The organism is Microbacterium sp. SORGH_AS_0421 (genome assembly GCF_030818635.1).
Taxonomy (GTDB): domain Bacteria; phylum Actinomycetota; class Actinomycetes; order Actinomycetales; family Microbacteriaceae; genus Microbacterium.
Genome location: NZ_JAUTAO010000001.1, coordinates 3,193,620 through 3,218,051, shown reverse-complemented (window position 1 = coordinate 3,218,051; position 24,432 = coordinate 3,193,620). Strand labels below are relative to the sequence as shown.

General features: G+C 69.6%; 25 protein-coding genes and 1 pseudogene. 13 read left to right on the top strand and 13 right to left on the bottom strand.

All coding sequences use genetic code 11. From position 1 onward, the window contains the following. Positions 1–51: 51 nt before the first annotated feature. Positions 52–507: a hypothetical protein gene (locus QE416_RS15380; RefSeq protein ID WP_307317505.1), complete on the top strand. Its 456-nt coding sequence runs from the start codon at positions 52–54 to the stop codon at positions 505–507. A 54-nt stretch (positions 508–561) separates the two neighbouring features. Next, positions 562–969, top strand: coding sequence for a hypothetical protein (locus QE416_RS15375; RefSeq protein ID WP_307317504.1), 408 nt, complete (start codon positions 562–564; stop codon positions 967–969). 351 nt (positions 970–1,320) lie between these two features. Here the strand turns inward: QE416_RS15375 and QE416_RS15370 are convergent, their stop codons facing one another. Continuing rightward, positions 1,321–1,524: a hypothetical protein gene (locus tag QE416_RS15370; protein ID WP_307317502.1), complete on the bottom strand. Its 204-nt coding sequence runs from the start codon at positions 1,522–1,524 to the stop codon at positions 1,321–1,323. Positions 1,525–1,736: 212 nt separating this feature from the next. Between QE416_RS15370 and QE416_RS15365 the strand changes: the two genes are divergently transcribed. Then, entirely contained in the window at positions 1,737–2,078 is a 342-nt protein-coding gene (locus QE416_RS15365; RefSeq protein WP_307317500.1) for a hypothetical protein, read from the top strand. Positions 2,079–2,085: 7 nt separating this feature from the next. Here QE416_RS15365 and QE416_RS15360 read toward each other — a convergent pair whose 3' ends face one another. The 3 genes from QE416_RS15360 to QE416_RS15350 form a co-directional block, all read right to left on the bottom strand. Further along, the gene (locus QE416_RS15360; RefSeq protein WP_307317498.1) at positions 2,086–3,024 is read right to left on the bottom strand and encodes an ADP-ribosylglycohydrolase family protein; all 939 of its coding nucleotides are present in this window, start codon (positions 3,022–3,024) and stop codon (positions 2,086–2,088) included. Between the two features lie 25 nt (positions 3,025–3,049). After that, positions 3,050–3,718: a hypothetical protein gene (locus QE416_RS15355; protein ID WP_307317495.1), complete on the bottom strand. Its 669-nt coding sequence runs from the start codon at positions 3,716–3,718 to the stop codon at positions 3,050–3,052. A 121-nt stretch (positions 3,719–3,839) separates the two neighbouring features. Then, on the bottom strand, positions 3,840–5,147 hold the full coding sequence (locus QE416_RS15350) for a D-alanyl-D-alanine carboxypeptidase family protein (RefSeq protein WP_307317492.1): 1,308 nt from the start codon (positions 5,145–5,147) through the stop codon (positions 3,840–3,842). Positions 5,148–5,300: 153 nt separating this feature from the next. Between QE416_RS15350 and QE416_RS15345 the strand changes: the two genes are divergently transcribed. Together QE416_RS15345 and QE416_RS15340 are read left to right on the top strand one after the other, a co-directional pair. Next, complete coding sequence (locus QE416_RS15345; RefSeq protein WP_103210933.1) at positions 5,301–5,471, top strand: CsbD family protein; 171 nt, start codon at positions 5,301–5,303, stop codon at positions 5,469–5,471. 113 nt (positions 5,472–5,584) lie between these two features. Continuing rightward, complete coding sequence (locus tag QE416_RS15340; protein ID WP_307317489.1) at positions 5,585–6,553, top strand: aldose 1-epimerase family protein; 969 nt, start codon at positions 5,585–5,587, stop codon at positions 6,551–6,553. Positions 6,554–6,618: 65 nt separating this feature from the next. On the opposite strand, the gene QE416_RS15335 is transcribed toward QE416_RS15340, so the two are convergent. Then, positions 6,619–7,029: a glucose-6-phosphate dehydrogenase gene (locus QE416_RS15335; RefSeq protein ID WP_210074305.1), complete on the bottom strand. Its 411-nt coding sequence runs from the start codon at positions 7,027–7,029 to the stop codon at positions 6,619–6,621. Positions 7,030–7,201: 172 nt separating this feature from the next. Here QE416_RS15335 and QE416_RS15330 point away from each other — a divergent pair, with 172 nt between their 5' ends. Both QE416_RS15330 and QE416_RS15325 read left to right on the top strand, forming a co-directional pair. Next, on the top strand, positions 7,202–8,608 hold the full coding sequence (locus QE416_RS15330) for a flotillin family protein (RefSeq protein ID WP_267786865.1): 1,407 nt from the start codon (positions 7,202–7,204) through the stop codon (positions 8,606–8,608). A 12-nt stretch (positions 8,609–8,620) separates the two neighbouring features. Beyond that, positions 8,621–9,445: a DNA-formamidopyrimidine glycosylase family protein gene (locus QE416_RS15325; protein ID WP_307317485.1), complete on the top strand. Its 825-nt coding sequence runs from the start codon at positions 8,621–8,623 to the stop codon at positions 9,443–9,445. Between the two features lie 146 nt (positions 9,446–9,591). On the opposite strand, the gene QE416_RS15320 is transcribed toward QE416_RS15325, so the two are convergent. Beyond that, positions 9,592–10,140: a type 1 glutamine amidotransferase domain-containing protein gene (locus QE416_RS15320; protein WP_307317483.1), complete on the bottom strand. Its 549-nt coding sequence runs from the start codon at positions 10,138–10,140 to the stop codon at positions 9,592–9,594. A 138-nt stretch (positions 10,141–10,278) separates the two neighbouring features. On the opposite strand from QE416_RS15320, the gene QE416_RS15315 reads away from it, so the two are divergent. Beyond that, positions 10,279–10,419 (top strand): hypothetical protein, encoded by a 141-nt coding sequence (locus tag QE416_RS15315; protein WP_210074312.1) that lies wholly within the window; start codon positions 10,279–10,281, stop codon positions 10,417–10,419. A 148-nt stretch (positions 10,420–10,567) separates the two neighbouring features. Here the strand turns inward: QE416_RS15315 and QE416_RS15310 are convergent, their stop codons facing one another. Next, positions 10,568–12,052, bottom strand: a complete 1,485-nt coding sequence (locus QE416_RS15310) for an MDR family MFS transporter (protein WP_267786869.1) — start codon at positions 12,050–12,052, stop codon at positions 10,568–10,570. A gap of 194 nt (positions 12,053–12,246) precedes the next feature. On the opposite strand from QE416_RS15310, the gene QE416_RS15305 reads away from it, so the two are divergent. Further along, complete coding sequence (locus QE416_RS15305) at positions 12,247–14,187, top strand: ABC transporter ATP-binding protein (protein ID WP_307317480.1); 1,941 nt, start codon at positions 12,247–12,249, stop codon at positions 14,185–14,187. Positions 14,188–14,375: 188 nt separating this feature from the next. On the opposite strand, the gene QE416_RS15300 is transcribed toward QE416_RS15305, so the two are convergent. Genes QE416_RS15300 through QE416_RS15275 form a run of 6 tightly spaced genes read right to left on the bottom strand, consistent with a single transcriptional unit; the run spans position 14,376 to position 20,805 of the window. Then, the gene (locus tag QE416_RS15300) at positions 14,376–15,272 is read right to left on the bottom strand and encodes a glycosyltransferase family 2 protein (protein ID WP_307317478.1); all 897 of its coding nucleotides are present in this window, start codon (positions 15,270–15,272) and stop codon (positions 14,376–14,378) included. Next, positions 15,269–16,399 carry a cysteine desulfurase family protein gene (locus QE416_RS15295; RefSeq protein ID WP_307317476.1) on the bottom strand — a complete coding sequence of 377 codons (1,131 nt, stop codon included), beginning with the start codon at positions 16,397–16,399 and terminating at the stop codon, positions 15,269–15,271. The genes QE416_RS15300 and QE416_RS15295 overlap by 4 nt, the downstream gene beginning before the upstream one ends. Then, on the bottom strand, positions 16,396–17,253 hold the full coding sequence (gene nadC, locus QE416_RS15290) for a carboxylating nicotinate-nucleotide diphosphorylase (RefSeq protein WP_210074319.1): 858 nt from the start codon (positions 17,251–17,253) through the stop codon (positions 16,396–16,398). The genes QE416_RS15295 and nadC overlap by 4 nt, the downstream gene beginning before the upstream one ends. Then, entirely contained in the window at positions 17,247–18,740 is a 1,494-nt protein-coding gene (gene nadB, locus QE416_RS15285; RefSeq protein WP_307317474.1) for an L-aspartate oxidase, read from the bottom strand. Before nadB ends, nadC begins: the two co-directional genes overlap by 7 nt. Continuing rightward, positions 18,737–20,068, bottom strand: a complete 1,332-nt coding sequence (nadA, locus tag QE416_RS15280; protein WP_307317472.1) for a quinolinate synthase NadA — start codon at positions 20,066–20,068, stop codon at positions 18,737–18,739. Before nadA ends, nadB begins: the two co-directional genes overlap by 4 nt. 11 nt (positions 20,069–20,079) lie before the next feature. Further along, on the bottom strand, positions 20,080–20,805 hold the full coding sequence (locus QE416_RS15275) for an NUDIX domain-containing protein (protein WP_373458862.1): 726 nt from the start codon (positions 20,803–20,805) through the stop codon (positions 20,080–20,082). A gap of 139 nt (positions 20,806–20,944) precedes the next feature. On the opposite strand from QE416_RS15275, the gene QE416_RS15270 reads away from it, so the two are divergent. The 4 genes and pseudogenes from QE416_RS15270 (at position 20,945) to QE416_RS15260 (ending at position 24,400) form a co-directional block, all read left to right on the top strand. Continuing rightward, positions 20,945–22,120 carry a MarP family serine protease gene (locus tag QE416_RS15270; protein WP_267786878.1) on the top strand — a complete coding sequence of 392 codons (1,176 nt, stop codon included), beginning with the start codon at positions 20,945–20,947 and terminating at the stop codon, positions 22,118–22,120. 157 nt (positions 22,121–22,277) lie between these two features. Beyond that, entirely contained in the window at positions 22,278–22,574 is a 297-nt protein-coding gene (locus QE416_RS15265) for a hypothetical protein (protein ID WP_307317467.1), read from the top strand. Further along, positions 22,571–23,071 (top strand): annotated as a pseudogene (locus QE416_RS16535) (putative T7SS-secreted protein); the annotation flags it as partial. The gene QE416_RS15265 and the pseudogene QE416_RS16535, both read left to right, overlap by 4 nt. Positions 23,072–23,146: 75 nt before the next feature. Beyond that, positions 23,147–24,400, top strand: coding sequence for an alpha/beta hydrolase (locus QE416_RS15260; protein ID WP_307317465.1), 1,254 nt, complete (start codon positions 23,147–23,149; stop codon positions 24,398–24,400). Positions 24,401–24,432 lie beyond the last annotated feature (32 nt).

Sequence of the window (24,432 nt, the reverse complement as noted above, 5' to 3'; positions counted from 1 at the left end):
TGGATCGCCCGGGAACGGGACCGGGTTGGTCCCCGCGCTAACGTTGCGCCCATGATCCGGAACAACCGAGCATCTCTGTGCGTGTACAGCGATACCTACACCGTGGCGCAGATCAGCGACATGCTCGGTTTGGAACCGGAAAGCTTCGGCGACATCGGCGATCTGACTCCGTCCGGGCGTGCCGGTCGAAACCTCAAACCGCAGTATCTGACCTATCAGCGAACGCTCTGGAGTTTGCACGAGAACTCGCTCGGGGCGGATGCCGAGGACGAAACCGGGTTCTCCGCGCTGAGACGGTTGGTGGAACGGGCGCTCCCCGTCGCGGACCGGCTTGCCGATCTCCGCAACGGTGGAGAGACGATCATCTGGTGGTCGGGAGACTCCGACACCATGCAGGGCGGGTTCGTCCTGGAGGTCGACCTCATCGAGAAGTTGAGTGTTCTCGGATGCCCTGTGTACGGAACAGCCTTTCTCGGCGAAGGTGCGGAGGAGAACGAAGGATCGTGAGAAATTCAGGCATCATCATGGCTCGAGGCTGATGAGATTATGTACCGCGTTGTCGTGCAGGATCTCATTCCCCCAAGGTTGCCTCGCTCTGTCGAGCCGCTGGACCTCGGGTATAGCCTCGTCGCCGTGACGCACATTCCTCCTGCTCGTCGTGTCATCCGTCTCTTCCCTGATTACTCTCGCGACTGGCCGCTCTGGGAGAACTCGACGCCCACCTGGGATGTCGGGTACACGACGACCCCTGAGATGTACGGGCTGTCCGACGCGCTGACGAAGGAGCTCGCCGAGTGGAACACGTTGTGGGAGTCGCAGTTCGATCCGTTTGACGGTTGGAGAAGTGATTCTGCCCGAGAAGCCTGGCGGAAAGCCGGCGCGGAGATCGCGAGGCGTCTGCAGGCGGAAGTCATCGCATTCGCCGACGTTCAGTACGAGCCGTGGCCGCTCGGGATTGACGACCGGTAGCCTTTGACGCGCCATGTTGGTCGGCTCTGACGCGGACGCAGAGACCCTGCCGAGCAGACATTCGGAGGCTCGCAGGCACGTAGGGCACCCCGCTGGTCGCTCTCGGGGTCGCCCTCGGGATTACCGTGCTCGTGCTGTTCGTCGCTGGGGTCGCTGTGGGTGTCCGTGTCAGATGTCGTCGCTGCGGCGGCGGATGAGGGTCGTCGCGCCTGAGTGCGCGTTCCCCGAGATGCCTCGCGTTGCGAAGCGTTCCGTGGGGGTCGGAGTGACCGCTAGGGTCGGGCACGTGACCACCCCCGAGCCCGCCCGCGTCGACGACCTCGCCTCCTTCGCCGCAGCGAATGGCTGGACCTACCAGCCGACCGCCGAACCCCCTGCGCTTTCGGGTGACATGTGGGAGTACGCCACGGCGGGCAACGTCCAGGACCGCATCGCCGGACCGGGGTGGGAGGCCGGCCGGATCGTCGGCGGGGCGAGGAAGGCCGAGAACGTCCGCCAGAGCGGGATCGTCACGATTCGGACGAGCGTCTCGGTCAACGTGCCGGTGAAGAGCATCAACCTCGGCTACCTGGCGATCCGGTTGCGCCCGGCAACTGCCGCACTTCGTTCTCGATGCGCGGAGCAACGACGGCATCCTGTCGTCTCTCCAGCACCGACCACAGCGCAACCAGCGACTCTCGCTCGAGGGCGACTTCGACACGCACTTCCATCTCTTCGCACCGAAGGGGTACGAGCGCGACGCCCTGTACGTCTTCACGCCCGACCTCATGGCTCTGCTGATCGATGAGACGGGCGACCTCGACGTCGAGGTGCGCGATGACATGCTGATCGTCTATCGCCCGGGTGGCTTCGACCTGCACGACCCCGCGGTCTGGGATCGTTTCGCGCGCATCCGGGCCACCGTGGGGGCGAAGGCGTGGACCCAGACCGACGGGTACAGCGACGATCGCGCGGCACCGGGGCTGTCGGCATCCGTGGGTCCGGAGGGGCGCCGGCTCAAGCGCAGCCTGCCACGCTGGGTCTGGATAGGAATCGGAATTGCGGCGGCTGCCGTGCTCGTTCCGGTGGGGATCCTGATCGCGGTGTTCAGCGTGGCGACGTCGTTCTAGGCAGACGTCAGGTCCCCACGGCCGCCCGGGCTCGGCGCGAGAGCTCGGTGCCGTCGATGCCCGGCCACCCGTGCAGGCCTTCGGCATGAGAAGGCGGCAGTGCCTCGGCGCCCCAGACCGCTCCCGCCAGAGAACCGGCGATCGCGGCGACCGTGTCGGTGTCGTTCCCACCGCGGACGGCTCGCTCGATCGCGTCGAGCGGCGAGCCCGCCCCGGCGACCGCCGAAAGTGCACCCTGGAACGCTCGGACGATCCAGCCGTTCGCCTGCTGGAAGTCCCGCGGATGGCGGCCCTCGGTCGCCTCGATCAGGTCGGCCCAGCGATCCCGGCGCTCGGCGGGCACGAGGTCAAGCTGTGCGCGCATGTCGAGTTCACCGGTCAGGATGCCGTGGCGGATCGCCCCGCACCACAGGGCGCACGCGTCGAGATTGTCGTCTTCCCAGTGGGTCAGGCGGGCGACGGCTCCGGCCGCCGCGGCCATCTCCTCGCGGGGACGCTCGAGGTAGCCGAGGGCCAGGGGTCCGGTGCGCATGAGCGAGCCGTTGCCTCCGCTGCGACCCGATGCGTCGTGCACGGCACGAGAGGCCGCGGTGATGGCATCCATTCGTCCGCCGGCGGGGATGCGGGACAAGACCTGGCGCGTCTGCGCTCCGACGTCGAGCGCGTCGCGAGCCCACTCCTGCCAGCGGCGGACGATGGTCTCAAGCGACCCGGCGTCTTCGAGCCGGTGGCCGGCGGCGAGTTCGTCGAGGATCGGGACGGCCATGCTCGTGTCGTCGGTCCACTCGCGCTCGCCGTGGCCGAAGTGGCCGCGGCCGAAAGCGGGGATGACGTCGTCGGCGAGCGCGGGGCCGAACTCGTATGCCGAGCCGAGGGCGTCGCCCGCGGCGGAGACGAGCACCGCACCGACAGCGCGATCGACCTGGGCGGGGGAGAGGGGGGTCATGAGGTCAGCCTAGGAGGGCGCCCTCTCAGATATCGCTGAAGTCGTTCGCCGGCAGGATGATCCGGACCACCGAGTCGCCGTCCAGCGCGAGCATCACGTACTCCCGGCCGACCTCGCCCGGGCGTTGCAACGACTGCGTCCCGGGGGCATCGCGCGTATCCAGCCGCAGCTCGGTGGAGTCCAAGCCCTCCGTGGCGCCCGCCGCGACGGCTTCGGCGCGGGTCGAGCCGACACCGATGCCCCCCGTGGTGACGATCGGATGGCCGGAAACCGTCGGCGTGGACACGCGAACGGAGGCGCCCCGTGTGGATCCGTCGTTGGGCACGGTCAGCGTGAACCCGGGCCACTCGAGAGCGGTGAGCTCGAGGGCGCCGCCGTAGGGGCCTTGCACTGCCGACCGCGTGGGAGCCGTGCCGAGCGCCGCCGTCCAGGCGTCCACGGCGTTCAGCGTGTACTCGAGGGTCGACCCCGCGGCGATGGAGGCGCCGTCGAGAGAGACAATCAGGACGGCATCGCTCGCCGGCGCTACCGCGCCCGCGGTGGGCGAAGGCGTCGGGGTCGGCTTCACGGTCGGTGTGAACGCCGGCGTGGCCGCGTCCGTCGTCACCGGTTCCGGAGCCGGCGTCGGGACGCAGGCGCTGAGCCCGAGGGTGGAAACAACCGCGATCGTCAGGAGAAGAACCGAGCGCCTCATCCTCGAACGCTACCGGCGGGGCGGGTCGGCCTCAACGGGCCGCGGGTGCATTCGCTCGTCGAGAGCTCAGGCCTTGGCATCCCTTCGATGCGTCCTCGACGAACGGGGGCGTTCTCGGCGCTCAGCCCAGCTCGCTCGGATGGGTGAGGCGCCACCACAGGGTCGGCTCCTCGATCGCTCCCGAGATCTTGACGCTGGCGGAAGTCGTCTTCGGGCCGGCGGTCCAAACGACCGAACCGACCACCTCGCCGTCGGCGTAGTTCTGGGGGGTCGTCGTATCGAGGGTCACCGTCACCGGGGTGTCCGACCAGGTCCGGACCTTGGTGGTCTGCGCGAGCACGAGCGAGGCCTTCGATCCCCACGGCGTGGTGATCGTGCCGACGTCGTCGCCGACGGTTCCCAGCGGGATGTCGTGGAACCCGTCGCTGATGCTCTGCAGCAGCCCCTGCACATCGGCGTCGGTGCTGTCATGGGTCTCGCCGCCGAGTCGGACACCCGTGATCTTCAGGGGAGCACCGATTCCCACGTCGAGCGACGAAGTGAACAGCAGATTGAAGGTGCCGTCGCCGAGGTTGCCGGTCTTCAGACCCGTGATACCGAGCGAGCCCAACAGATCGTTGGTGTTGTAGACGGTGCCGACGCCGGTGATCTGCGCCGAGCGGGTGCCGGTGATCTGGGCGATGACGGGGTTCGCTTGCGCGAGTCCCGCGAGTGTGAGCAGATCCGTCGGCGTGCTGGCATTGCGGGGGTCGATGCCCGTGGCATCCACGATCCTGGTGTCGTTCAGGCCGTTCTTGCTCAGCCATGAACGGGCCGCCGACACGTACGCCCCCTCGGAACCGAAACCCCACCGGGCGACGGCGACGGCGTAGTTGGCGGCCGAGGGCAGAAGCATGGTCGTGAGCGAGTCGTGCAGCGACAGCTTGAGCCCATCGGGCATCGGCGCGATGACCGCACCCTGCACGTAGAACTGGTCGTAGAGGTCGGTGTCGGCCTCGGTGTACGAGATGGTCGGACCGGGATCCGTGGGGCCGGTCAGCGGGTGGGCGTCGAGGACGACGAGGGCCGTGATGAGCTTCGAGATGCTCGCGAGCGAGCGTGCCTCGTTCCCGCCCGAGGCGACGAAAGACTGGGCCGCATCGGGACCCAGGTACTCGGAGCCGCCGTCCACGCGCACCAGCGTCTCTCCGCCGGAGGGCACAGCGAGGGATGCCGGACCCCCGGCGTTCGCGGTGGGAGCGTGCGAGGTGACCGTCGGGGCAGGCAGAGCTGCCGCAGACGCCCACCACACGTATCCGCCGCTTCCGCCGAGCACGACGAGTGTGACGACGAGGAACACGATGAGGACGACACGACCGGCCCGGCCGCTGCGCGGAGGCTCGTCGGGTGCCTTCTCGAGGAGATCGCCCAAGTCGGCGAGAGTGCTCACGAAAGGTCCCCACGAATGCCCACGTTCCGAATCTATTCATATCCGTGCCTCACCACGACCTGAATTTCAAGCCCCCCTTCGCCCGCGGGGTCGCCGACCTAGCGTGGACGCACATCGGGAGATACCCGAAGACCACAACGGGAGGAGCCGACCATGGGACTCGACGACAAGATCAAGAACGCCGCGGAGAACATTGCTGGCAAGGCGAAGGAAGCCACCGGCAAGGCAACGGACAACGAGCGCCTCGAAGCCGAGGGCCAGGCCGACCAGACCAAGGCTCACGTCAAGAAGGCCGGCGAAGACGTCAAGGACGCCTTCAAGTAAGTCGCCCTCCCCGAAATGCCTCGACCCCCGCGGGTCGGGGCATTTCGTCTGTTCGGATGAAATCGACGCACGGGATGCCGGGGTGCACCTGCCGCGGCCGGGATAATGGCGACATGACCGCTGCCGTTCCCACCGAGACCCCCACCGTGGTCTCGGGTACCCCCGTCGTTCTGCGCGCCCACGGCTACGAAGCCGCGATCGCGAGCGTCGGTGCCTCCCTCCGTTCTCTCACGCACGAGGGCCGCGACCTCGTCGTCCCCTTCGACGCCGACGAGCTGCGCCCCGCCTACCGCGGCACGACCCTCGCGCCCTGGCCGAACCGGGTGGTCGACGGCATCCACCACTTCGACGGTCTCGAGCACCAGCTGCCCTTGACCGAGCCGAACCGCGGCCACGCGCTGCACGGACTGCTGTCGTGGGTGGACTGGAACGTGCTCGAGGCGTCCGACGATGCGGTGACGCTCACCGCGACCGTCACCGCGCAGGCCGGTTACCCCTGGTGGCTGGTGGTCTCGACCACGTACCGATTGGATGCCGGCGGCCTCACCCAGACCGTTCGCGCCACGAACCTGTCGGATACGCCGGCGCCCTGGGGCACCGGACCCCACCCGTATCTCGTCGCGGGTCCGGCGATGCTCGACGAGTGGACGCTCGGCCTGCCGGCCGACACCGTGCTCGAGGTTACGCCGGACCGGCTCGCGCCGGTGGCGCTGGCATCCGTCACCTCCGACGCGGAGCGCTTCGACTTCCGCGAGGAGCGAGTGCTGGGCGCCGTCGAGATCGACCACGCCTACACGGGGCTGATCCGGGATGCCGACGGCCGCGCCACCGTCACGCTCACCGATCCTTCGGGCAGCGGTGTGGCGATGAGCTGGGCGGGGGAGTGCGCGTGGGTGCAGATCCACACGGCCGACCTGCCGGACGGCCCGGGGACGCCGGGTCACCGCGCCGGCCTCGCCGTCGAGCCGATGACCTGCGCGCCCGACGCGTTCAACGACGACGCGTACGACTTCGACACGGGTGTCGTCTCGCTCGACCCCGGCGCCTCGCACGAAGCCGGGTGGACGATCTCGGCGCGCTGAGACCCCCGCAACGACAGAACCGCCCCGGAGCGATCCGGGGCGGTTCTGTTCGTACGGGCCGTCGGTCAGACGACCTGCGCGCCGCACATCCCGCAGTCGCCACCGGCCGAGACCTCGACGAAGCAGTCGGGGCACATCGCGCGCGTGGGGCGATCGGTGATCGGGGTGGGCTTCAGGCTGGGGGCGCGACGCTCCTTGGGGGCCGACGCGGCGCGGGCGCGGCGAGCCTCGATCGTCGGGGCGGGCGGCGGCGGGGGAGCGGCGGGCTTGTGCTCTTCGCAGTAGAACCGGACGAACCCGCCGTGGTGCTTGGGGTGGCGGTGCTTGACCGCCCACAGCTCGGTCCGGTCGTACAGCGGACCATCGGTGCCGCAGGCGACGCAGCGGGTGGCTTCGCCGGGAACGACCTCGGCGACGAGCACGGGAGCATCGAAGCGGATGGCATCTCGCCAGTCCTGCGACGAAACGATCTTCATGGGGGACCCTTCTGGGGCGGTTCGGGCCGCCCACCTCCAACGGTACGCTCCTCCCCACCCCGCCGGGGACGAGAATCGTGCGCGGAAGGGGTGGACAGCGCCCGAAGGCGCCCGGATAGGTTGGAGGGAATTCCCCCGCGCCGCGGTTCGCGGCGCCTGTCGAAGGAGAACCATGGAATTTGCTGCTCTGGGGGCGATCGGCATCGTCGTGGTCATCGCACTCGTCGTTGTCGTCGTCGTCCTTTTGATCATCGCGGGCTTGATACGCGGGTGGTACCGCGTTGCCAAGGCCGACGAAGCGCTGGTCATCGTCGGAAAGCGGCAGAGGGGGGCGGACGGCGAGTCCTCGCGCATCACCGTCATCACCGGTGGCGGCGCCATCGTGAATCCGCTGACGCAGCGCGGCGAGATGATCTCGTTGCGCGCACGTCAGATCAAGATGGAGCCCACGGCTCAGTCGTCGAACGGCGTCACGGTCAACGTCAGCGGCGTGGCCCTGGTGAAGATCGGTTCCGACCCCGAACAGGTGCGTCGCGCGGCCGAGCGTTTCGCCTCCCAGGACAAAGCGATCGAGCAGTTCACGACCGAGCAGCTCGAAGGCGCCTTGCGCGGGGTTGTCGCGACGCTGACCGTCGAAGAACTGATGCGCGATCGTCAGCGACTTTCGGACCAGATCGCCGAGGGCATCAAGGGTGACCTGTCGTCGCAGGGGCTGATTCTGGACTCCTTCCAGATTCAAGGCGTCACCGACAGCAACGGCTACATTTCGGCCCTGGGTGCGACCGAGGTCGAGCGCGTCAAGCGCGAGGCCGAGGTCGCCCGCATCAATGCCGTCCGCGAGATCCGCGCCCGTCAGATCGCCACCGACGAGGCGAACCTGATCGAGCAGACCAAGCTCGACAAGAACAGCGCGGCGGCGAAGGCCGAGGTCGGTCGGGCCAACGCCGAGGCCGAGCAGGCCGAGGCCCTCACGCGCGCCGAGCGTCGTCAGGCCGTTCTGCAGCAAGAGGCGCAGAACACCCAGGCCCGCTTGGAGTCCGAGGTCTCGCGCGTCGCCGACGCCGACCTGTACCAGCGTCAGAAGGATGCCGACGCCGAGGCCTATGCGCAGATCAAGGCCGCCCAGGCCCGTGCCGAGATCGCCGAGCAAGAGGCGGCCGCCGTTCGCGTGCGCGCGGAGGCCGACGCCCAGGCCGTCCGTCTCGCCGGTGAAGCCCGTGCCGAGGCGATTCGCGCCGAGGCCGAAGCCCTGTCTCACAATCAGGAGGCCCTGCTCGCGCAGCGCGCCCTCGAGGCTCTCGTGCCGATGATGGCCGAGTTCGCCAAGGGGTACGACCGGGTCGGTAACATCACCGTTCTCGGAGGGGAGGGCGCGAGCGGTCATCTCGCGGCGGAGTCGGCCACCGGCCTGCGTTCGTCGTTCGAGGCCGTGCGCGCGGCGACCGGCATCGACCTGACGCAGATCATTCAGGGCCGCGTCATGGCGGATTCGTTCGCGCACTCTCGACAGGCGGACGAGCCCACCTCGACGCCCTCGAACCCGGCCCCGAGCACGCCCCCGGCGTCGGCGGAGTCGTGATCGCGGTGACCCGTGCCTGAGGCTCCCGAGGTCGAAGCGCTCGCGCTGTTCCTGCGCGAGAGACTGACCGGTCGTCAGGTGACGGGCGTCGAGCTCGTCGAGGGGCGTGCGCTGAAAACCCGTGCGCGTCCCCTCGACGAGATCGTGGGCCGGACGATGACCGCAATCACCCGCCACGGCAAGCACATCGACCTCGATCTCGGCGGCGTGCACGTGGGGGTGGGCTTCGGCCGCGCCGGGTGGGCGACGTGGGACGAGCCCGCGCCGAACGATGCCCCCGCGCCCGTTGCGGCCGTGATCGCTCGGGTGACCTTCGAGCACGGGATCCTGGGTATCACCGATGCCGGCGAGTGGCTCTCGGTGCAGTTGCACGTCGTCGACGCGGCCGACGAGGTGCCCTCGGTCGCCAAGCTCGGACCGGATGCCGCCAGCCCGGCCTACTCGCGCGAGATGCTCTCCGAGGCCCTCGGCCGTCGGCGCAAGCAGCTCAAGGCGTTGCTGCAGGAGCAGGAGTCTCTCGCGGGGATCGGTAACGCGTACTCCGATGAGATCCTCTTCGCCGCGCGGTTGCGTCCGACGGCCCACGCGGCCGCACTGAGCGAGGACGACGTCACGCGGCTTCACCATGCTCTGCACGACACCCTCACCGCTGCGGTGCTCGCGCGTCGCGGCGTGCCGATCGCAGAGCAGAAGGCGGCGAAAGTCGCGTCGATGCGCGTGCACGGGCGCACGGGCGAGCCGTGCCCGGATTGCGGTGGAGTGATCGAGGACATCCCCGGTACCAAAGGCGGCGGGCAGTGGTGCCCCGTGTGTCAGGCGCTGCCGGCCGACGATTGAGCGGCAGAGCCGCCCTCGTGGATGCGGGCGAGTGCGCGAGAGGGAGCGGAGGTGATCGCTCGGCGAGTCCTCTCGGCCGCCGTGTGGCAGGCCGGGAACGAGCGAAGGCCCCGGAACGATGTCCGGAGCCCTCGCCGACAAAGGGGTCAGGCAGTCTGTCGCGAGTGCGTGCCCTCTGCGACCTCTTCGACGAGCTTCGCGGTGAACGCGGGCAGGTCGTCGGGGTTGCGGCTCGAGACGAGGCCCTGGTCGACGTGTACTTCTTCGTCGACCCAGGTGGCGCCGGCGTTGCGAAGGTCGGTCTGCAGCGTCGGGTAGCTCGTGAGCGTGCGGCCCTTCAGAACGTCGGCCTCGGTGAGGATCCACCCGCCGTGGCAGATGACGGCGACCGGCTTGTGCTGGTCGAAGAAGTCGCGGGTGAACGACACGGCATCCTTCACGATGCGGATGTCGTCGGCGTTCTGCACGCCGCCGGGCAGGACGAGAGCATCGAAGTCACCCGCGGAGGCACCCGCGACCGAGAGGTCGACCTTCTGCTGGTGGCCGTTCTCGCCCGTGATGCTGCCTTCGCTCGGCGAGACCAGAACGGCCTCGGCGCCGGCGGAGGTCACGGCATCCCACGGGCTGGTGAGCTCGCTGTCCTCGAAGCCGTCGGTGAGCAGGAATGCGATGCGCTTGCCGCTGAGATCAGTCATGGAAAGCCTCTCTTTCTCGATCGGGGTTCCCACGCTAGAAAGCGTCTCGACCGGAGGGGCGGGGGTTGCGGATGCCGGAGCGCGGCGTTATCGCCGACGCCGGCCCCGGTGACCGCGCGCAGGCGTAGCATGGGGCGCATGTCCGCTGACACCACGTCCGACGCGACCACCGCGTCCAAGCCGCTGATCGCGCTGCTGAACGCTCCCGCTGTCGAGGGTGAGAGCGACGACAAGCCCGCCGCGTCGCAGTGCTGCGGCGGCGGTTCCTGTTCTCTCTGAGTCCGCGCCGCACGCGTCATATCGCGCCCGCGTCGTCCATCCCGACGTGTCCGTCGCCTCGACGCGGTTGTGCGCGTGCCCCAACACGGCGGCGGTTCGTCGCGCCGGGAGGGCGAGACCGATCAGTCGACCCCGACCTCGTGTGGACTCAATGCGCGCTGACGGGCGCGTCGGTCTCTTCCGCCTCCGCCGGCTTGCGCACGAAGCACGCGAGGACGACGGCGGCCGAGGCGATCACGGCTCCGACGAGGAACGACGCGTGCACACCTGACGCGACGGCGCCGGCCTGGTCGACACCACCGGCGAGGGCGGTGCTCGAGAAGACGGTCATGATCGCGACGAAACCGGCCGTGCCCGCGGCTCCGGCGACCTGCTGAGCGGTGCCCACGACGGCGCTGCCGTGCGAGTACAGCCGGCGGGGGAGAGAGCCCAGCGCGGAGGTCATCAACGGGGTGAAGACCAGGCCGAGTCCGAGGTTGAGGCCGAGGTAGACCGTGACGATCCACCAGATGGGGGTGCCCAGGTCGAAGGTCAGAGCCATCGTCCACAGCACGGCGGCGGCGATCAGCATTCCGGGGATGACGAGGGGAGTCGGCCCGAAGCGATCGAAGAGGCGGCCGACGATCGGCGCCATGACGCCCATCAGCACGCCGCCCGGGAGCAGCATGAGGCCGACCGTGAGACTGCTGAGGCCGAGCGCCTGCTGCAGGAAGATGGGCAGCAGGATGAGCGAGCCGAACAGAGCGGCCATCACGATCGCGACCAGGGGTACCGCGAGCCGGAACGACGGGCTCTGGAACACGCGCAGGTCGAGCAGCGCGGAGTCGGACCGCTGCAGTCGGAGCTGACGGATGACGAACACGGTGACGAAGACCGCGCCGACGGCGAGGGGGATCCACACCGGCACGGACGTGTGCCCGGAGGCCGATTCTCCGATGGCGCTGAGGCCGTAGACCAGACCGCCGAAGCCGATCGCCGACAGGACGACGGAGAGCACGTCGAAGCGCGCGTCCGGGCGGGTCTGGGTGACGTTGCGGACCCAGCGGGCGCCGAGCGCGATGGAGAGCAGAGCGATAGGGAGGATCAGCCAGAAGATCGCGTGCCAGGTCAGGACCGACAGGATGAGCCCGGACACCGTTGGGCCCACGGCGGGTGCAACGGCGATGACGATCGTCACCACGCCCATGATGCGACCGCGTCGGTTCGCCGGGACGAGGTTCAGCACCGTGGTGAACAGCAGCGGCATCATCACGCCGGTGCCCATCGCCTGAATGATACGACCCGCCAGCAGGACCCCGAACACCGGCGCGAGCGCGGCGACCAGGGTGCCCAGCGCGAAGACGCTCATCGCGCTGAAGAACACCACGCGAATGGGGAAGCGCTCGAGGAGGAAGCCGGTCAGGGGGATGATGACGGCCATCGTCAACAAGAACGCCGAGGTGAGCCACTGACCGGTGGCGGCGCTGATGCCGAAGTCGGCCATGATCGCCGGAAGCGCGACCGACATCGTGGTCTCGTTGAGGATGACGACGAACGCGGCGACGACGAGCAGGGCGATGACGGGACCGGAGCGGTGCGACGGCGACGACGCGGTGCTCGCTCGGGAGACGGGAATGGTGCCGGTGGCGGCCATGACGAGGTCCTTTACATGCGGGGGGCTTCGTGGCGCCACGGAGGGCGACTGCGACGGAGACAACGGGTGCGCGGCCCGAGGTATTCCGACATCGAGATAACGGATTCGAGGTCATCCGCAAGCGACCCTATCGGGGGCGTCCGACATCGTCGCCCCGGCGCTCACCGTCGGCGGTCGGACGTAGGCTGACGAACATGAGCATGGGGATGGGCGGCAGCATGTTCCGCGGCGTGGACGCGGACATGCAGCGCCGCCGCAACGCTCAGGCTCCGCGGGTGCAGAACCTCGGGCGCCGTGTCGTCGACCTGTTCCGGCCCTATCGCGGGCGCATCGCGTTCACCGCGCTGCTCGTCGTCGTCGGCGCGGCCGTGGCCGTCATCCCGCCGCTGCTCGTGCAGCGCATCTTCGACGACGCGCTGTTCCCCGTCGATGGATCGAGCCCCGACCTGCAGCTCCTCGCGGTCCTCGTGAGCGTCATGATCGGTCTGTTCCTCGTCTCGGCCGCACTCAACGTCGGTCAGACCTGGCTGACCGCGACCGTGGGAAACCGGGTCACGGGCGACCTGCGCACGCGTCTGTTCGACCACCTCCAGAACATGGAGCTCGGTTTCTTCACGCGCACGAAGACGGGCGTGATCCAGTCACGACTCCAGAACGACGTGGGCGGCGTCTCGGGGGTGCTGACGAACACCGTCACCAGCATCCTCGGCAACGCCGTCACGGTCATCGCGTCGCTCGTGGCGATGATCCTCATCGACTGGCGTCTCACCCTCATCGCCGTCGCGCTCATGCCGTTCCTGCTCTTCGTCCAGCGCCGCGTCGGTCAGGTGCGGGCGCGCATCGCGGGAGAGACGCAGGAGTCGCTGTCCGAGCTGTCCGCGATCACGCAAGAGACGCTGAGCGTGTCCGGCATCCTGCTGTCGAAGTCCTTCAACCGTCAGCGCACCGAGTCCGCGCGCTTCGACGCCGAGAACGACAACCAGGTGCGCCTGCAGGTGCGTCGGGCCATGAGCGGTCAGGGCTTCTTCGCCGTCGTCCAGGTGATCATGTCGAGTGTTCCGGCGGTCATCTACCTCGTGGCCGGGTACCTGATCGGCGGGGGAGCGGGAGCGATCACAGCCGGAACGATCGTCGCCTTCACCACGGTGCAGGCGCGGTTGCTCATGCCCCTGATGGGGCTCATGCGCGTCGCCCTCGACGTGCAGACCTCTTCGGCGCTGTTCGCCCGCATCTTCGAGTACCTCGACCTGCGTCCGGCGATCGTCGACGTGCCCGATGCCCTGCCCGTCTCGGCGGCCCCCGGCCCCGTGGGGCGCATCGAGTTCCGCGACGTCGAGTTCCGCTACCCCGATGCATCCGTGCAGGCGCGGCCCACGCTCGACGGCGTCTCGTTCACCGTCGAGCCGGGTCAGCACGTCGCCTTCGTCGGCCCCTCGGGAGCGGGAAAGACGACGATCCTCTATCTCACCCCTCGTATGTACGAGGCGACCGGCGGAGCGGTGATGTTCTCCGGAGCAGACGTGCGCACCCTGGAGCGGGCATCGATCATCGACGAGATCGGCACCGTCTCGCAAGAGACGTACCTCTTCCACGCGAGCGTGCGCGAGAATCTGCGTTACGCCCGGCCCGACGCCACCGATGACGAGATCGAAGCAGCCTGCCGCGCGGCCAACATCCACCACGTGATCGCCTCGTTCGAGGCAGGGTACGACACCATCGTCGGCGAGCGCGGGTACCGGCTCTCGGGCGGCGAGAAGCAGCGCATCGCCATCGCGCGCGTGCTGCTGAAAGACCCGCCGGTGTTGTTGCTCGACGAAGCGACGAGCGCCCTCGACACCGTCTCGGAGCGCATCGTGCAAGAAGCGCTCGAGACCGCCTCGCGCGGGCGCACGACGCTGTCGATCGCACACCGACTCTCGACGGTCATCAGCGCCGACCGGATCCACGTCGTAGATGCCGGTCGCATCGTCGAATCGGGGACGCATTCCGAGCTGCTGGCTGCGGGGGGCCTGTACTCGAGCCTCGCGGCCGAGCAGCTCGCCGCCTCGTTCGTCCTCGCCGAAGAGCAGCACGACGCCGCGGGTCTCGCGCACGCCGCGCTCCCCGTCCGTCGCGCCGACGAGGCGCCTGCCTGAGCTGCGACGGTTCTGTCCGGTTCCGGTTCCGGTATCGGGTTCGTGAGACGGCATACCGCTGACAATCCGGTGTCAGCCTGCAGCGGAGATGTCAGCGTCTTGCAGTCTCGCGAACTCGGGCCGGCGCGAACCCGGCCGGCGTGAACCCGGCCGGCGCGAATCCGGTTGGCGCTGTGGCCGAGGGAGTGTCAGCCGGGCAGCGTCTCGAGGAATGCCTCGAGCGCGATGCCGTAGGCCGGGTCGGGGTGCGTCTCGGCGATGCGGTGCAGCGGCGGAAGGTCGAGCGTGCGGATCAGCGCTCCGCGCTCCTTCACCGCAGCCTCGGCCCCGGCCTCGCGCAGTACCGCGATCCCCTCACCGAGCGCGTCGAGATAGTCGCGCAGCACGTCGAGCTCACCGAGCCGCTGGGTGATCGACCCGCCCTCTCGGCGCTGACGCCAGTCGACGACGACGTCGGGGATGACATCGAACGCGGTTGCCCCCGTGTACATGCGCTGCGTGAGCACCTGGTCCTCGTAGTAGCGCCCCTCGGGGAAACGCAGGCCGTTCGCCCGCCAGAACTCCGCGCGGCTCATCTTCGACCACGCCACGATGTTGCCCGAGGCCGCGGGATGCTCCGCGATCGTCGTGCGCGCGCGGGCAGGAGAAGTGGATGCCGTGACCCACGGCTGCACCTCGCCCGCGGTGTAGCCGGGGGTGTCGGCATCCGGCCGCAGACGGACGTATGCGCCGACGGCGAAGTCGCTGCCGGTGCGATCGAGCGTGTCGGCCAGGCGCGTGAGCGCGTCGGGGCGGAAGCGGTCGTCGGCGTCGAGGAACGCGATGTAGGGGGTGTCGACGTGCGCGAGACCGGTGTTGCGCGCGGCACCCAGCCCACGTTGTTCGGTGTGCCGTTCGAGCCGGAAGCGGGGGTCGGCGGAGGCGGCATCGGCGAAGATGCGGGCCGTGTCGTCGGTCGAGGCGTCGTCGACGAGGACGGCGGTCCAGTGCCGGTGCGTCTGTGCGCGCAACGACCCGAGGGCTTCCTCCGCGAAGGGGGCGACGTCGAATCCGGGGACGATGACGGTGACGGGGGTGGAACTCACCCGCGCGAGCCTACGGCGGTTACGGCGACGGCGACGGCATCTGCGACGGCATCGAGAGAACCGGTCCATCTGTGCGGCAGCGTGAAGCGCACGGCGGTGCGGGCGTCGTCGTGATCGAGACCGACGGCGAGGAGCACGTGCGAGGCCTCGTCGCTGCCCGCAGCACACGCCGAGCCGCTCGACGAGACGACTCCGCGACGCTCCAGCTCGAGCAACACGGTCTCGCCGTTCGTGCCCGGGAAGACGAAGCTGGCGGTACCGGGGAGTCTGCGCTCCGGGTGGCCGGTGAGACGCGCGCCGGGCACCGTGGCGAGCACGCGCGCGGTGAAGGCCTCGCGCAGGGCTCCCACCCGCAGGGCATCGGCGGTGCGCTCCGCCTCGGCGAGCGTCAGCGCCGTGGCGATGGCCACCGCCCCCGCGACGTCGGGGGTGCCCGAGCGTCGACCGCGTTCCTGCCCGCCCCCGTGCAGCAGAGGCTCGAACGGGAGGCGCCCGCGAACGGCGAGGATCCCGGTGCCCTTCGGCGCACCGATCTTGTGGCCGGCGACGGTCATGGCATCCGCTCCGAGTCCCGCCAGGGGGAGCCACCCGGCGGCCTGGACGGCGTCGACATGGAGGGGAATCTCGCGTTCGTGAGCGACGGCGGCGAGGGCGGCGGCGTCCTGAACCGTTCCGATCTCGTTGTTGGCGTAGCCCACGCTGACGAGCGCCGTGTCGTCGCGCAGCGTTTCGGCGAGCGCCTCGGGCGTCAGCGTGCCGGTGTCGTCGACCGGAGCGTGGGTCACGCGCACCCCGTGCAGGCGTAACAGGTAGTCGGCCGAGGCCAGCACGGACTCGTGCTCGATCGCCGTCGTGACGAGGTGCGAACGCCCCGACCCCAGCACGAGCCCCTTGATCGCGGCGTTGTTCGACTCGGTGCCGCCGGAGGTGAAGACCACGTCTCCCGCGCGGAAGCCGAGGACGGCCGCGACCTGCGCGCGAGCCTCGTCGAGAGCGGATGCCGCAGCTTCACCGACCTCGTGGTGGCTCGACGGGTTGCCGAAGAACCGCGTGAGGAAGGGGGCCATGGCCTCGAGCACCTCGGGGCGCACGGGGGTGGTGGCGGCGTTGTCCAGGTACAGGCTCACGCCGTCTCGATGCGGATATCCAGGCCCAGATCGAGGGCGGATGCCGAGTGCGTCAGCGCGCCGACCGAGATGACATCGACGCCGGTCTCGGCGATGGCGCGCACGGTCTGAAGCGTCACGCCCCCCGAGGCCTCGACCTGGGCTGCTCCGGCGACACGGGCGACACCTGTGCGCAGATCGTCGAGTGAGAAGTTGTCGAGCATGATCGTGCCGACGCCGGCGGCGAGCACCGCGTCGATCTGCTCGAGCCGGTCGACCTCGACCTCGACGTGCGTGGTGTGGGGGAGTCGCGCGATGGCGCTCTCGAGTGCCTGCGTCACCGACAGTCCGCTCGCGGTCAGCACCGCGAGGTGGTTGTCCTTGGCCATGACGGCATCCGACAGCGAGAAGCGATGGTTGTGGCCGCCGCCGTCGCGGACGGCCTGACGTTCGATCGCGCGCAGGCCCGGCGTGGTCTTGCGTGTGTCGACGATGCGGGCGCCGGTGTGGGCGACCTCGGCGACGTAGCGCGCGGTGAGGGTTGCGATCCCCGACATGCGCTGCACGAAGTTGAGACCGACGCGCTCGGCCGTGAGCACGCCTCGCGCGGGTCCGGTGACCACGGCGAGGGTGTCGCCGGGAGCGAACCGCTCGCCGTCGGCGATCTGCATCTCGACGGTGATCGAGGAGTCGGTGAGCGTGAAGGCGGCGACGAACACCGCAGAGCCGCTGAACACGCCCTCGACGCGGGAGACGAGCTCGGCGCGCGCGGTCGCGTGTTCCGGGATGAGCGTCTCGCTGGTGAGGTCGCCCCAGGGGGCGTCCTCGTCGAGGGCTGCCGAGACGATCCGATCGATCGTGGCGCGGGTCAGCATGCGAGGACCTCCTGGGGTTCGATGAGGGATGCCGAGGGCTCGGTATCGGAGCGGAAGTGCGCGCCCACCGAGGTCTCGCGCGCACGGGCCGCGGCCACGACGCGCGTGGCGAGGAGGAGGAGGTTCGCATCTTCGACGCTGCGCGGTGCGGCGTCGGCATCCCACGCGGCGAGCACCGTGGCGGCGCGCCCCAGGCCCGCGGCCTCGCGCACGAGACCCGCCTCGGCCCACATGAGCTCCTGCAGGGCGCGGCGCGAGAAGGGGGGAGCGTCCACCGCGGGGGCGACGTCGAGAGGCGGGACCTCGCGCACGGGGAAGCCCGGCCACTCGCCGCCGCGAGCCACGGCGTCTCCGGCTCGCGCTCCGAACACCGCTCCTTCGAGGAGCGAGTTGGACGCCAAGCGGTTCGCCCCGTGCACGCCGGTGCGCGCCGCCTCTCCGACCGCGTAGAGCCCGGGCACGGTGGTCCGTCCGTCGAGATCGGTGACGATCCCGCCCATGAGGTAGTGCGCCGCGGGGGTCACGGGGATCGGATCGCGGCTCCAATCGAGCCCGCGATCGCGTACCGCGGCGTCGATCGTGGGAAAGCGCCGTGCGAGTCGTTCGGAGCCCAGGGCAGTGGCATCCAGCCGGACGGGCCGACCGTCCTGTGTGGTCATCGCCCGGGCGTTGGCGCGGGCGACGATGTCGCGCGGGGCGAGTTCGCCGTCGGGGTGGGAGTCGAAGGTGAACCGGCGGCCGGTGTCGTCGATGAGCACGGCGCCCTCTCCGCGCACCGCCTCCGAGACGAGGAACGGGATGCCGACGGCCAGGGCCGTGGGATGGAACTGCACGAATTCGAGGTCGGCGACAGCGGCTCCCGCGCGCAACGCCGCGGCGATCCCGTCCCCGGTGGCGCCGAGGGGGTTGGTGGTGTGGGAGTAGAGCTGGCCCGCGCCTCCGGTGGCGAGGATGACCGCGTCGGCATCGAGGCGTTTGCCGCCGTCGAGCTCGACGCCCGTCACCCGGCCCCCCGCGACGACCAGGTCGCGCAGAAGGGCGTGCTCGCGAACCTCGATAGCTGCGGCACGCACGGCTGCACCGAGAGCGGCCTGAATGGCGGCTCCGGTCGCGTCGCCGCCGGCGTGCAGCACACGGGGGACCGCATGAGCGGCCTCGAGCCCGCGCGAGAAGTCGCCGTCGTCGGCGCGGTCGAAACCGACCCCGCGCGCGACGAGCTCCGCGATCCGCTGCGGTCCTTCGCCGACCAGCACGTCGACGGCGGCGGGGTCGTTCAGTCCCGCGCCCGCGGTGATCGTGTCGACCGCGTGCGAGCCCACCGAGTCGGTGGGGGAGGTCACCGCGGCGATCCCGCCCTGCGCCCACCGCGTGTTCGTGTCGGGCAGGGCGCCCTTCGTCACGACCGTGACACGGCATCCGTTCTCGAATGCGTGCAGCGCCGCCGTGAGACCGGCGATGCCGCTGCCCACCACGACGACGGTGATCACTTCACCGCACCGTTCGGTTTCGCAGCGAGCATGCGCTCGAGCGCGACGGTGGCGGGCTCGGCGACGTCGGTGGGGACGGTGATGCGGTTGACGACGGTGCCTTCGACGAGCGATTCGAGCACCCACGCGAGATAGCCCGGGTGGATGCGGTACATCGTCGAACAGGGGCAGACGACCGGGTCGAGGCAGAAGATCTCGTGCTGCGGGTACTGGGCGGCCAAGCGCTGCACGAGGTTGATCTCGGTGCCGATCGCGAAGGTGGTGGGTTCGGTCGCCGCGGCGATGGCCCTGCGGATGATGTCCGTCGAACCCGCCTCATCGGCGGCATCGACCACGTCCATCGGGCATTCCGGGTGCACGATCACGCGGACGCCGGGGTGCTCGGCGCGCGCCTTGTCGATCTGGTCGACGGTGAAGCGGCGGTGCACCGAGCAGAAGCCGTGCCACAGGATGACGCGACTGTCGATGATCTGAGCGTCGGAGGAGCCGCCGAGGGGCTTGCGCGGGTTCCACATCGGCATCTGCTCGAGGGACACACCCATCGCCTTGGCGGTGTTCCGGCCCAGGTGCTGATCCGGGAAGAACAGCACCCGGCGTCCCCGTGCGAACGCCCACTCGAGCACCGTGCGAGCGTTGGAGGAGGTGCAGACGATCCCGCCGTGACGCCCCACGAAGCCCTTGATGGCCGCGCTCGAGTTCATGTACGTCACCGGGATCACGGGGACCAAGCCCTCGGCATCCGGGGTCTCGAGATCACCCAGCACGTCTTCGAGCTGTTCCCAGCACTCCTCGACCTGGTCGATGTCGGCCATGTCGGCCATGGAGCAGCCGGCGGCGAGGTTCGGGAGAATCACCGCCTGCTCGGGGCGCGAGAGCAGGTCGGCGGTCTCGGCCATGAAGTGCACCCCGCAGAACACGATGGCCTCGGCCTCGGGGCGGTCCTTCGCGGCGTTGGCGAGCTGGAACGAGTCGCCCACGTAGTCGGCGTGTCTTACGACCTCTTCGCGCTGGTAGAAGTGCCCGAGCACGACGACTCGGTCGCCGAGCGTCTCTTTCGCCGCGCGGATGCGGGCGTCGAGCTCGTCGTCGGACGCGTCGCGGTACCGCTGCGGCAGCTCGCCCTGCCGAGGCGCTCCGGTGGGGATGACGTCGCCCATCGACGAGCCGGGGCCGTAGCCGGGGCGCGTGTCGAAATCCCAGGGCCCGACCGCGAGATCGGTGGTGCAGGTCGCGTCGGTGGAGGCGCCGGCGACGATCGCCTGGATCGCGTGGTCGACGCTCGGGTCGATCGCGGGACGGGGCTGCAGGGTGAGGGGGGTGGCGGACATGGGCGTTCCGATCAGTGACGGGAGCGGAGCGGGCCGCGGTCGGCCAGCTCCACATCGCGGTTATAGCGGTACAGGCGGGCGGGACGATGGCTTCCGGTGCGGAAGCGCTCGGTCGGGATGAGCGTGTCGGAGATGTCGACCTGCCGACGGAAGTTGGCGGGATCGAGCCGTCTGCCGAGAATCGACTCGGTCACCTCGCGCAGGTCGGCGAGCGTGAACTCGTCGGGCAGCAACCCGTGCGCGATGCGGCTGTAACCGGCCTTGTTGCGCAGGCGCCAGAGCGTGTACTCGACGATGTCGTTGTGGTCGAAAGCCAGGGCCGGCAGGTCGGTCGCGTCGAACCATTCCACATTCTCGGGCGCATCGCCCTCCCGCGCGTGCGCGGCGACCTGCGCATCGACCTCGTCGGAGCGCAACAGTGCCCAGTACACGATCGAGACCACGCGCGTGGGGGAGCGGTCGACGGCCCCGAACGCGTAGAGCTGCTCGAGATAGCTGGGGGTGAGGCCGGTCGTCTCGGCGAGGGTGCGGGATGCCGCTGTGTCGAGCTCTTCGGTTGCGTCGAGCCAGCCGCCGGGCAGCGCCCACCTCCCATCGAACGGGTCGCGGGTGCGGCGGACGAGGGGGAGGGACAGGACCGGTTCGTCGTGTTCGTTCCGGCGGACGCTGAAGATGACGGTCGACACCGCGACGCGCACGTCGGCGTCGCGGGACTCGGGGCGAGGGGTTCGTGTCATGGTGACCATATCTCCGGGATCGATCTTAGTGTCATCTCGACTCGAAGGGCGAATCCCCGATGCCGGGACGCGCGGTCCGCGCGTCGAAAGGGTTCTCCCAGACGGGCGATCTAGCCTCGATGCGAATACAGGAGGTCGGATGCCGATCGTCGACATCGCCCTGATCGCCCTTCTGGCGGTCGCACTCGTCGCGGGGCTCTCTCGGGGCTTTCTCGCCACCATCGGCTTCTTCGCGGGCCTCGCCCTCGGCGCCGTCGCCGCCTATTGGGCGCTTCCGTTCGTGGGGCAGTGGGTCACCGACCTCGCCTGGCGCGGACCCGCCATGATCGGCGCGGGCATCGCGCTGCTCGTGATCGGCTCGGGCCTCGGCAGTGCCGTGGGCGGTTTCTTCCGTCGAGGAGCCGACCGCATCAAGCTGCGCATCCCCGAGCGACTCCTCGGCGGGGTGGTCAACGTCGCGGCCGCCGCGCTCGCGATCTCGTTCGTCGCCGGCTCCCTCACCCCGGTCGGGGTCCCCGTCGTCTCCGCAGCTCTCGGCTCCTCCGCGGTGGTGCGCACGATCGACAACCTGACGCCCGCTCCCGTGCGCGGAGCGCTCGCCGAGTTGCGCGGAACGATCTTCGCCGACGGTATCCCTCGCCTGGGCGAACTCATCCAGATCGGCCCCGTGCCGACCACCCCGAGCATCGCCCTCGACGATCCTGCGCTGACGCAGGCGGCGCAATCGGTGGCGCGGATCTCGGGCACCGCGTACGCCTGCGGCATCACCTCGAGCGGCTCGGGCTTCGTGGTCGCCGACGATCGCGTGGTCACCAACGCGCACGTCGTCGCGGGGGTCGACACCCCGCTCGTGGAGCTCCCGGGCCGCCCGGCGCGCGAGGGGCGCGTCGTCTACTTCGACCCGATCGACGACATCGCCGTGATCTCGGTCGATGGACTGGACGCCGCGGCTCTGCCGATCGCCGAGACGCTCGCGGTGGGGGCTCCCGCCGTGGTGCAGGGCTACCCGGGCGGCGGTCCGTTCACCTCCGGCAGCGCGCAGATCCTGTCGGAGGGCACGGTCCCCGTCCCCGACATCTACGACGACTCCCGAGCTCCGCGCGACATCTACGCGTTGGCCGGTATCGTGCGCCCGGGTAATTCGGGCGGACCGCTGCTGACCACCTCGGGTCAGGTCGCGGGCATCGTCTTCGCCCGCTCCGACACCGATGACGACGTCGGCTACGCCATGACCCCGGCCGAGCTGGAACCCGTGATGGCCCAGATGGGGTCGTTGTCGGCACCCGTGGCATCCGGGAGCTGTACGCGCGGCTGAGCCGCCTCCGCGCCTCGGGCGGTGGGGAGCGCCAGCACGCTGCCCGCTCCGGGGTGCGCTTTCCGCTCCGCCGGCGACGAGGGCCGTCGGCCGTGGGGCGGGTGAAATTTCCCTCTAGCACCGTGTCCCGCTGCGTGATCTGTCTATGCTCCTGCGCATGGGGGACATCTCGATATCCGTCGATGAGGTGCGGCGGGTGGCGGCGAAGATGGTCGGCGTCGTTCCCGACGAGCCCGACGTCTGGGGCTTCTCCGTCGCCGATCAGCCCGATCTGAGTCTCGCCCTGGCGGAGTTCGTCGGGTGCATGAATGACTGCACCGCCGAGCGTCGCCGTGGTGTCGAGGCACTCGTTACGGGGTTGCGCGAGGTCGCGGACATGTTCGAGAACCTGGATGCCACCAGCCAGGCCGACGTGCATGCGTTGGGCGCCGTCGAGGGGTGGGTCATCGAATGACCGCCGAGCTCGGTGAGACCCGAGACCCGTCCGCCCTCATCCCCGGCGATGTCGCCTCTCTGTACCGGGCGGCCTCTGTGTGGCGGGTGCGCGAGCAGAATGCCGACGAGGTCGGGACGGCGCTCCGTGCGACGCAGTCGATCTCGGGCTGGACCGGCGAAGCGGCCGATGCCTATGGGACGCGTGTGAGGGCGGTGGCGTCCGGTTGGTCGGCCATGGCGACCGCCTTCCGGCACGGCGAATCGGCACTCGAAGACGTCGCCGCCGCGATCGAGGCTGCACGGGCAAGGGCGGGAGACGCCGTCGATCTGTGGGACAGAGCCGACGCGCTCGACGCTGCGGCTTTCCAAGATCCATCCGCCACGCCCACCGGTTGGCTCGGGCCGGACCGACGAGCGTTCCTCGGCTCCGGACCGCGAGCAGAGGCCAAAGCGGTCCTCGCGGATGCGCGTGCGGCACTCCGCGATGCCGCGCAGAAGGCGGCTGCCAAGCTTCGCGCCGCCATCGCCGTGCCCGGCCTCGGCGCCGACGAGTGGGCGGCTCTCTTGACGGGTTGTGCGAACCCCGGCCAGGTGCTCGATGCTCTCGCCGGCGCGGACGCCGGGAGTCTGGCCGCTCTTCTGCGGGCCCGGCCGAGCCTCGCCGGGATTCTCGCCCAGGCAGAGCCGGCGGCAGTCGCGCCCTGGTGGGCGCAGCTTGACGCGGCGCAGAAAGACGCGCTCATCCACGCCGCGCCGGCGATCATCGGCAACCTCGGGGGAGTCGCCTACACCGCTCGCGACGAGGCGAACCGCATCTGGCTCGAGGACCAGCTCGCAGACGCACGCGCGGCGCTGGCCGAGGCGGAGAAGCCGCCGACATACGACGAGATCGTCGGGGGACAGGCCGCCGCCGAGGCGTATGCCGAGCGGCTCGATCGTGCGCGCTCTCGGGTGAGAGGTCTGGAAGATATCGAGTCCTCGCTGACGTCGCCGGATGGGAAGGCAGCGAGGTTTCTTGTGTCGCTGACGGCGGACTCACCGCCGCTCGCGGCGGTCTCCATCGGAGACCTCGATACCGCGGACGACATCACCTACGCGGTGCCCGGGATGGGAACGACCACGGAGGGGATGGGGGACTGGGCGCGAGCCGCGCAGAACCTCCTCACCCAACAAGATCGCTCCGACAGCGGCAGCGCGCACGCCGTCGTCGCGTGGATTGGGTATCGCACCCCTCCTGTTCCCCTCATCGGAGGCGGGTTCGACGTCATGGGCAACGAGCTCGCGCAGGCTGGGGCGCACAACCTCGCGCGCGATCTTCGCGCGGTGGACGCGGTGCGGTCGGATGTCGAGATCAACGTCGTGGCCCATTCGTACGGCACGACCACATCCTCCCTAGCCTTGACCGAAGAGGACGTGCATGTCGATACCTACGTCACCCTCGGTTCAGCCGGCTTACCACGCGAAATAGACCAGGCGACGGATTTGGGAGCCGATCAAGTGTTCGCGGGCCAAGCTCAGGACGTGTGGAAGATCGACCCGGCCGGGGGCGACGCGTGGGCGTGGACCGGTCGGCTTTCTCCGGACCATCCGACCAACCCGGTGGCCCCCGGCTTCGGGGCGCGTGCCTTCAGCGTCGCCGGCGATTCAGGACTCAATCCGGTCCTGGACCACGGGGTCACCACCCCGGCTGGAACGGGCTACCTAGACTTCGACACAGAGTCGCTTCGCAATGTGGCGCTCGCGACTACCGGGCAGAGTTCCGAGATTTCGCCTTATGTACCTCCGGGGCCCACGCCGTTGCAGCGGGCGCTGATCGAAGGGATGACTCGTGGTTTCTCGAACTGAGGGGAAATTTCTGAGGGTAGGTGCCGTATCGG

Bases quoted from the DNA above. Each gene is read 5' to 3' on its own strand.
- QE416_RS15380 (WP_307317505.1), top strand. From the start codon at position 52: ATGATCCGGAACAACCGAGCATCTCTGTGCGTGTACAGCGATACCTAC.
- QE416_RS15335 (WP_210074305.1), bottom strand. From the start codon at position 7,029: ATGAAGATCGTTTCGTCGCAGGACTGGCGAGATGCCATCCGCTTCGAT.
- QE416_RS15345 (WP_103210933.1), top strand. From the start codon at position 5,301: ATGGGACTCGACGACAAGATCAAGAACGCCGCGGAGAACATTGCTGGC.
- QE416_RS15340 (WP_307317489.1), top strand. From the start codon at position 5,585: ATGACCGCTGCCGTTCCCACCGAGACCCCCACCGTGGTCTCGGGTACC.
- QE416_RS15305 (WP_307317480.1), top strand. From the start codon at position 12,247: ATGAGCATGGGGATGGGCGGCAGCATGTTCCGCGGCGTGGACGCGGAC.
- QE416_RS15320 (WP_307317483.1), bottom strand. From the start codon at position 10,140: ATGACTGATCTCAGCGGCAAGCGCATCGCATTCCTGCTCACCGACGGC.
- QE416_RS15360 (WP_307317498.1), bottom strand. From the start codon at position 3,024: ATGACCCCCCTCTCCCCCGCCCAGGTCGATCGCGCTGTCGGTGCGGTG.
- QE416_RS15270 (WP_267786878.1), top strand. From the start codon at position 20,945: ATGCCGATCGTCGACATCGCCCTGATCGCCCTTCTGGCGGTCGCACTC.
- nadA (WP_307317472.1), bottom strand. From the start codon at position 20,068: ATGTCCGCCACCCCCCTCACCCTGCAGCCCCGTCCCGCGATCGACCCG.
- QE416_RS15310 (WP_267786869.1), bottom strand. From the start codon at position 12,052: ATGGCCGCCACCGGCACCATTCCCGTCTCCCGAGCGAGCACCGCGTCG.
- nadC (WP_210074319.1), bottom strand. From the start codon at position 17,253: ATGCTGACCCGCGCCACGATCGATCGGATCGTCTCGGCAGCCCTCGAC.
- QE416_RS15355 (WP_307317495.1), bottom strand. From the start codon at position 3,718: ATGAGGCGCTCGGTTCTTCTCCTGACGATCGCGGTTGTTTCCACCCTC.
- QE416_RS15315 (WP_210074312.1), top strand. From the start codon at position 10,279: ATGTCCGCTGACACCACGTCCGACGCGACCACCGCGTCCAAGCCGCTG.
- QE416_RS15275 (WP_373458862.1), bottom strand. From the start codon at position 20,805: ATGACACGAACCCCTCGCCCCGAGTCCCGCGACGCCGACGTGCGCGTC.
- QE416_RS15330 (WP_267786865.1), top strand. From the start codon at position 7,202: ATGGAATTTGCTGCTCTGGGGGCGATCGGCATCGTCGTGGTCATCGCA.
- QE416_RS15370 (WP_307317502.1), bottom strand. From the start codon at position 1,524: ATGCTCTTCACCGGCACGTTGACCGAGACGCTCGTCCGAATCGTGACG.
- QE416_RS15365 (WP_307317500.1), top strand. From the start codon at position 1,737: ATGGCTCTGCTGATCGATGAGACGGGCGACCTCGACGTCGAGGTGCGC.
- QE416_RS15265 (WP_307317467.1), top strand. From the start codon at position 22,278: ATGGGGGACATCTCGATATCCGTCGATGAGGTGCGGCGGGTGGCGGCG.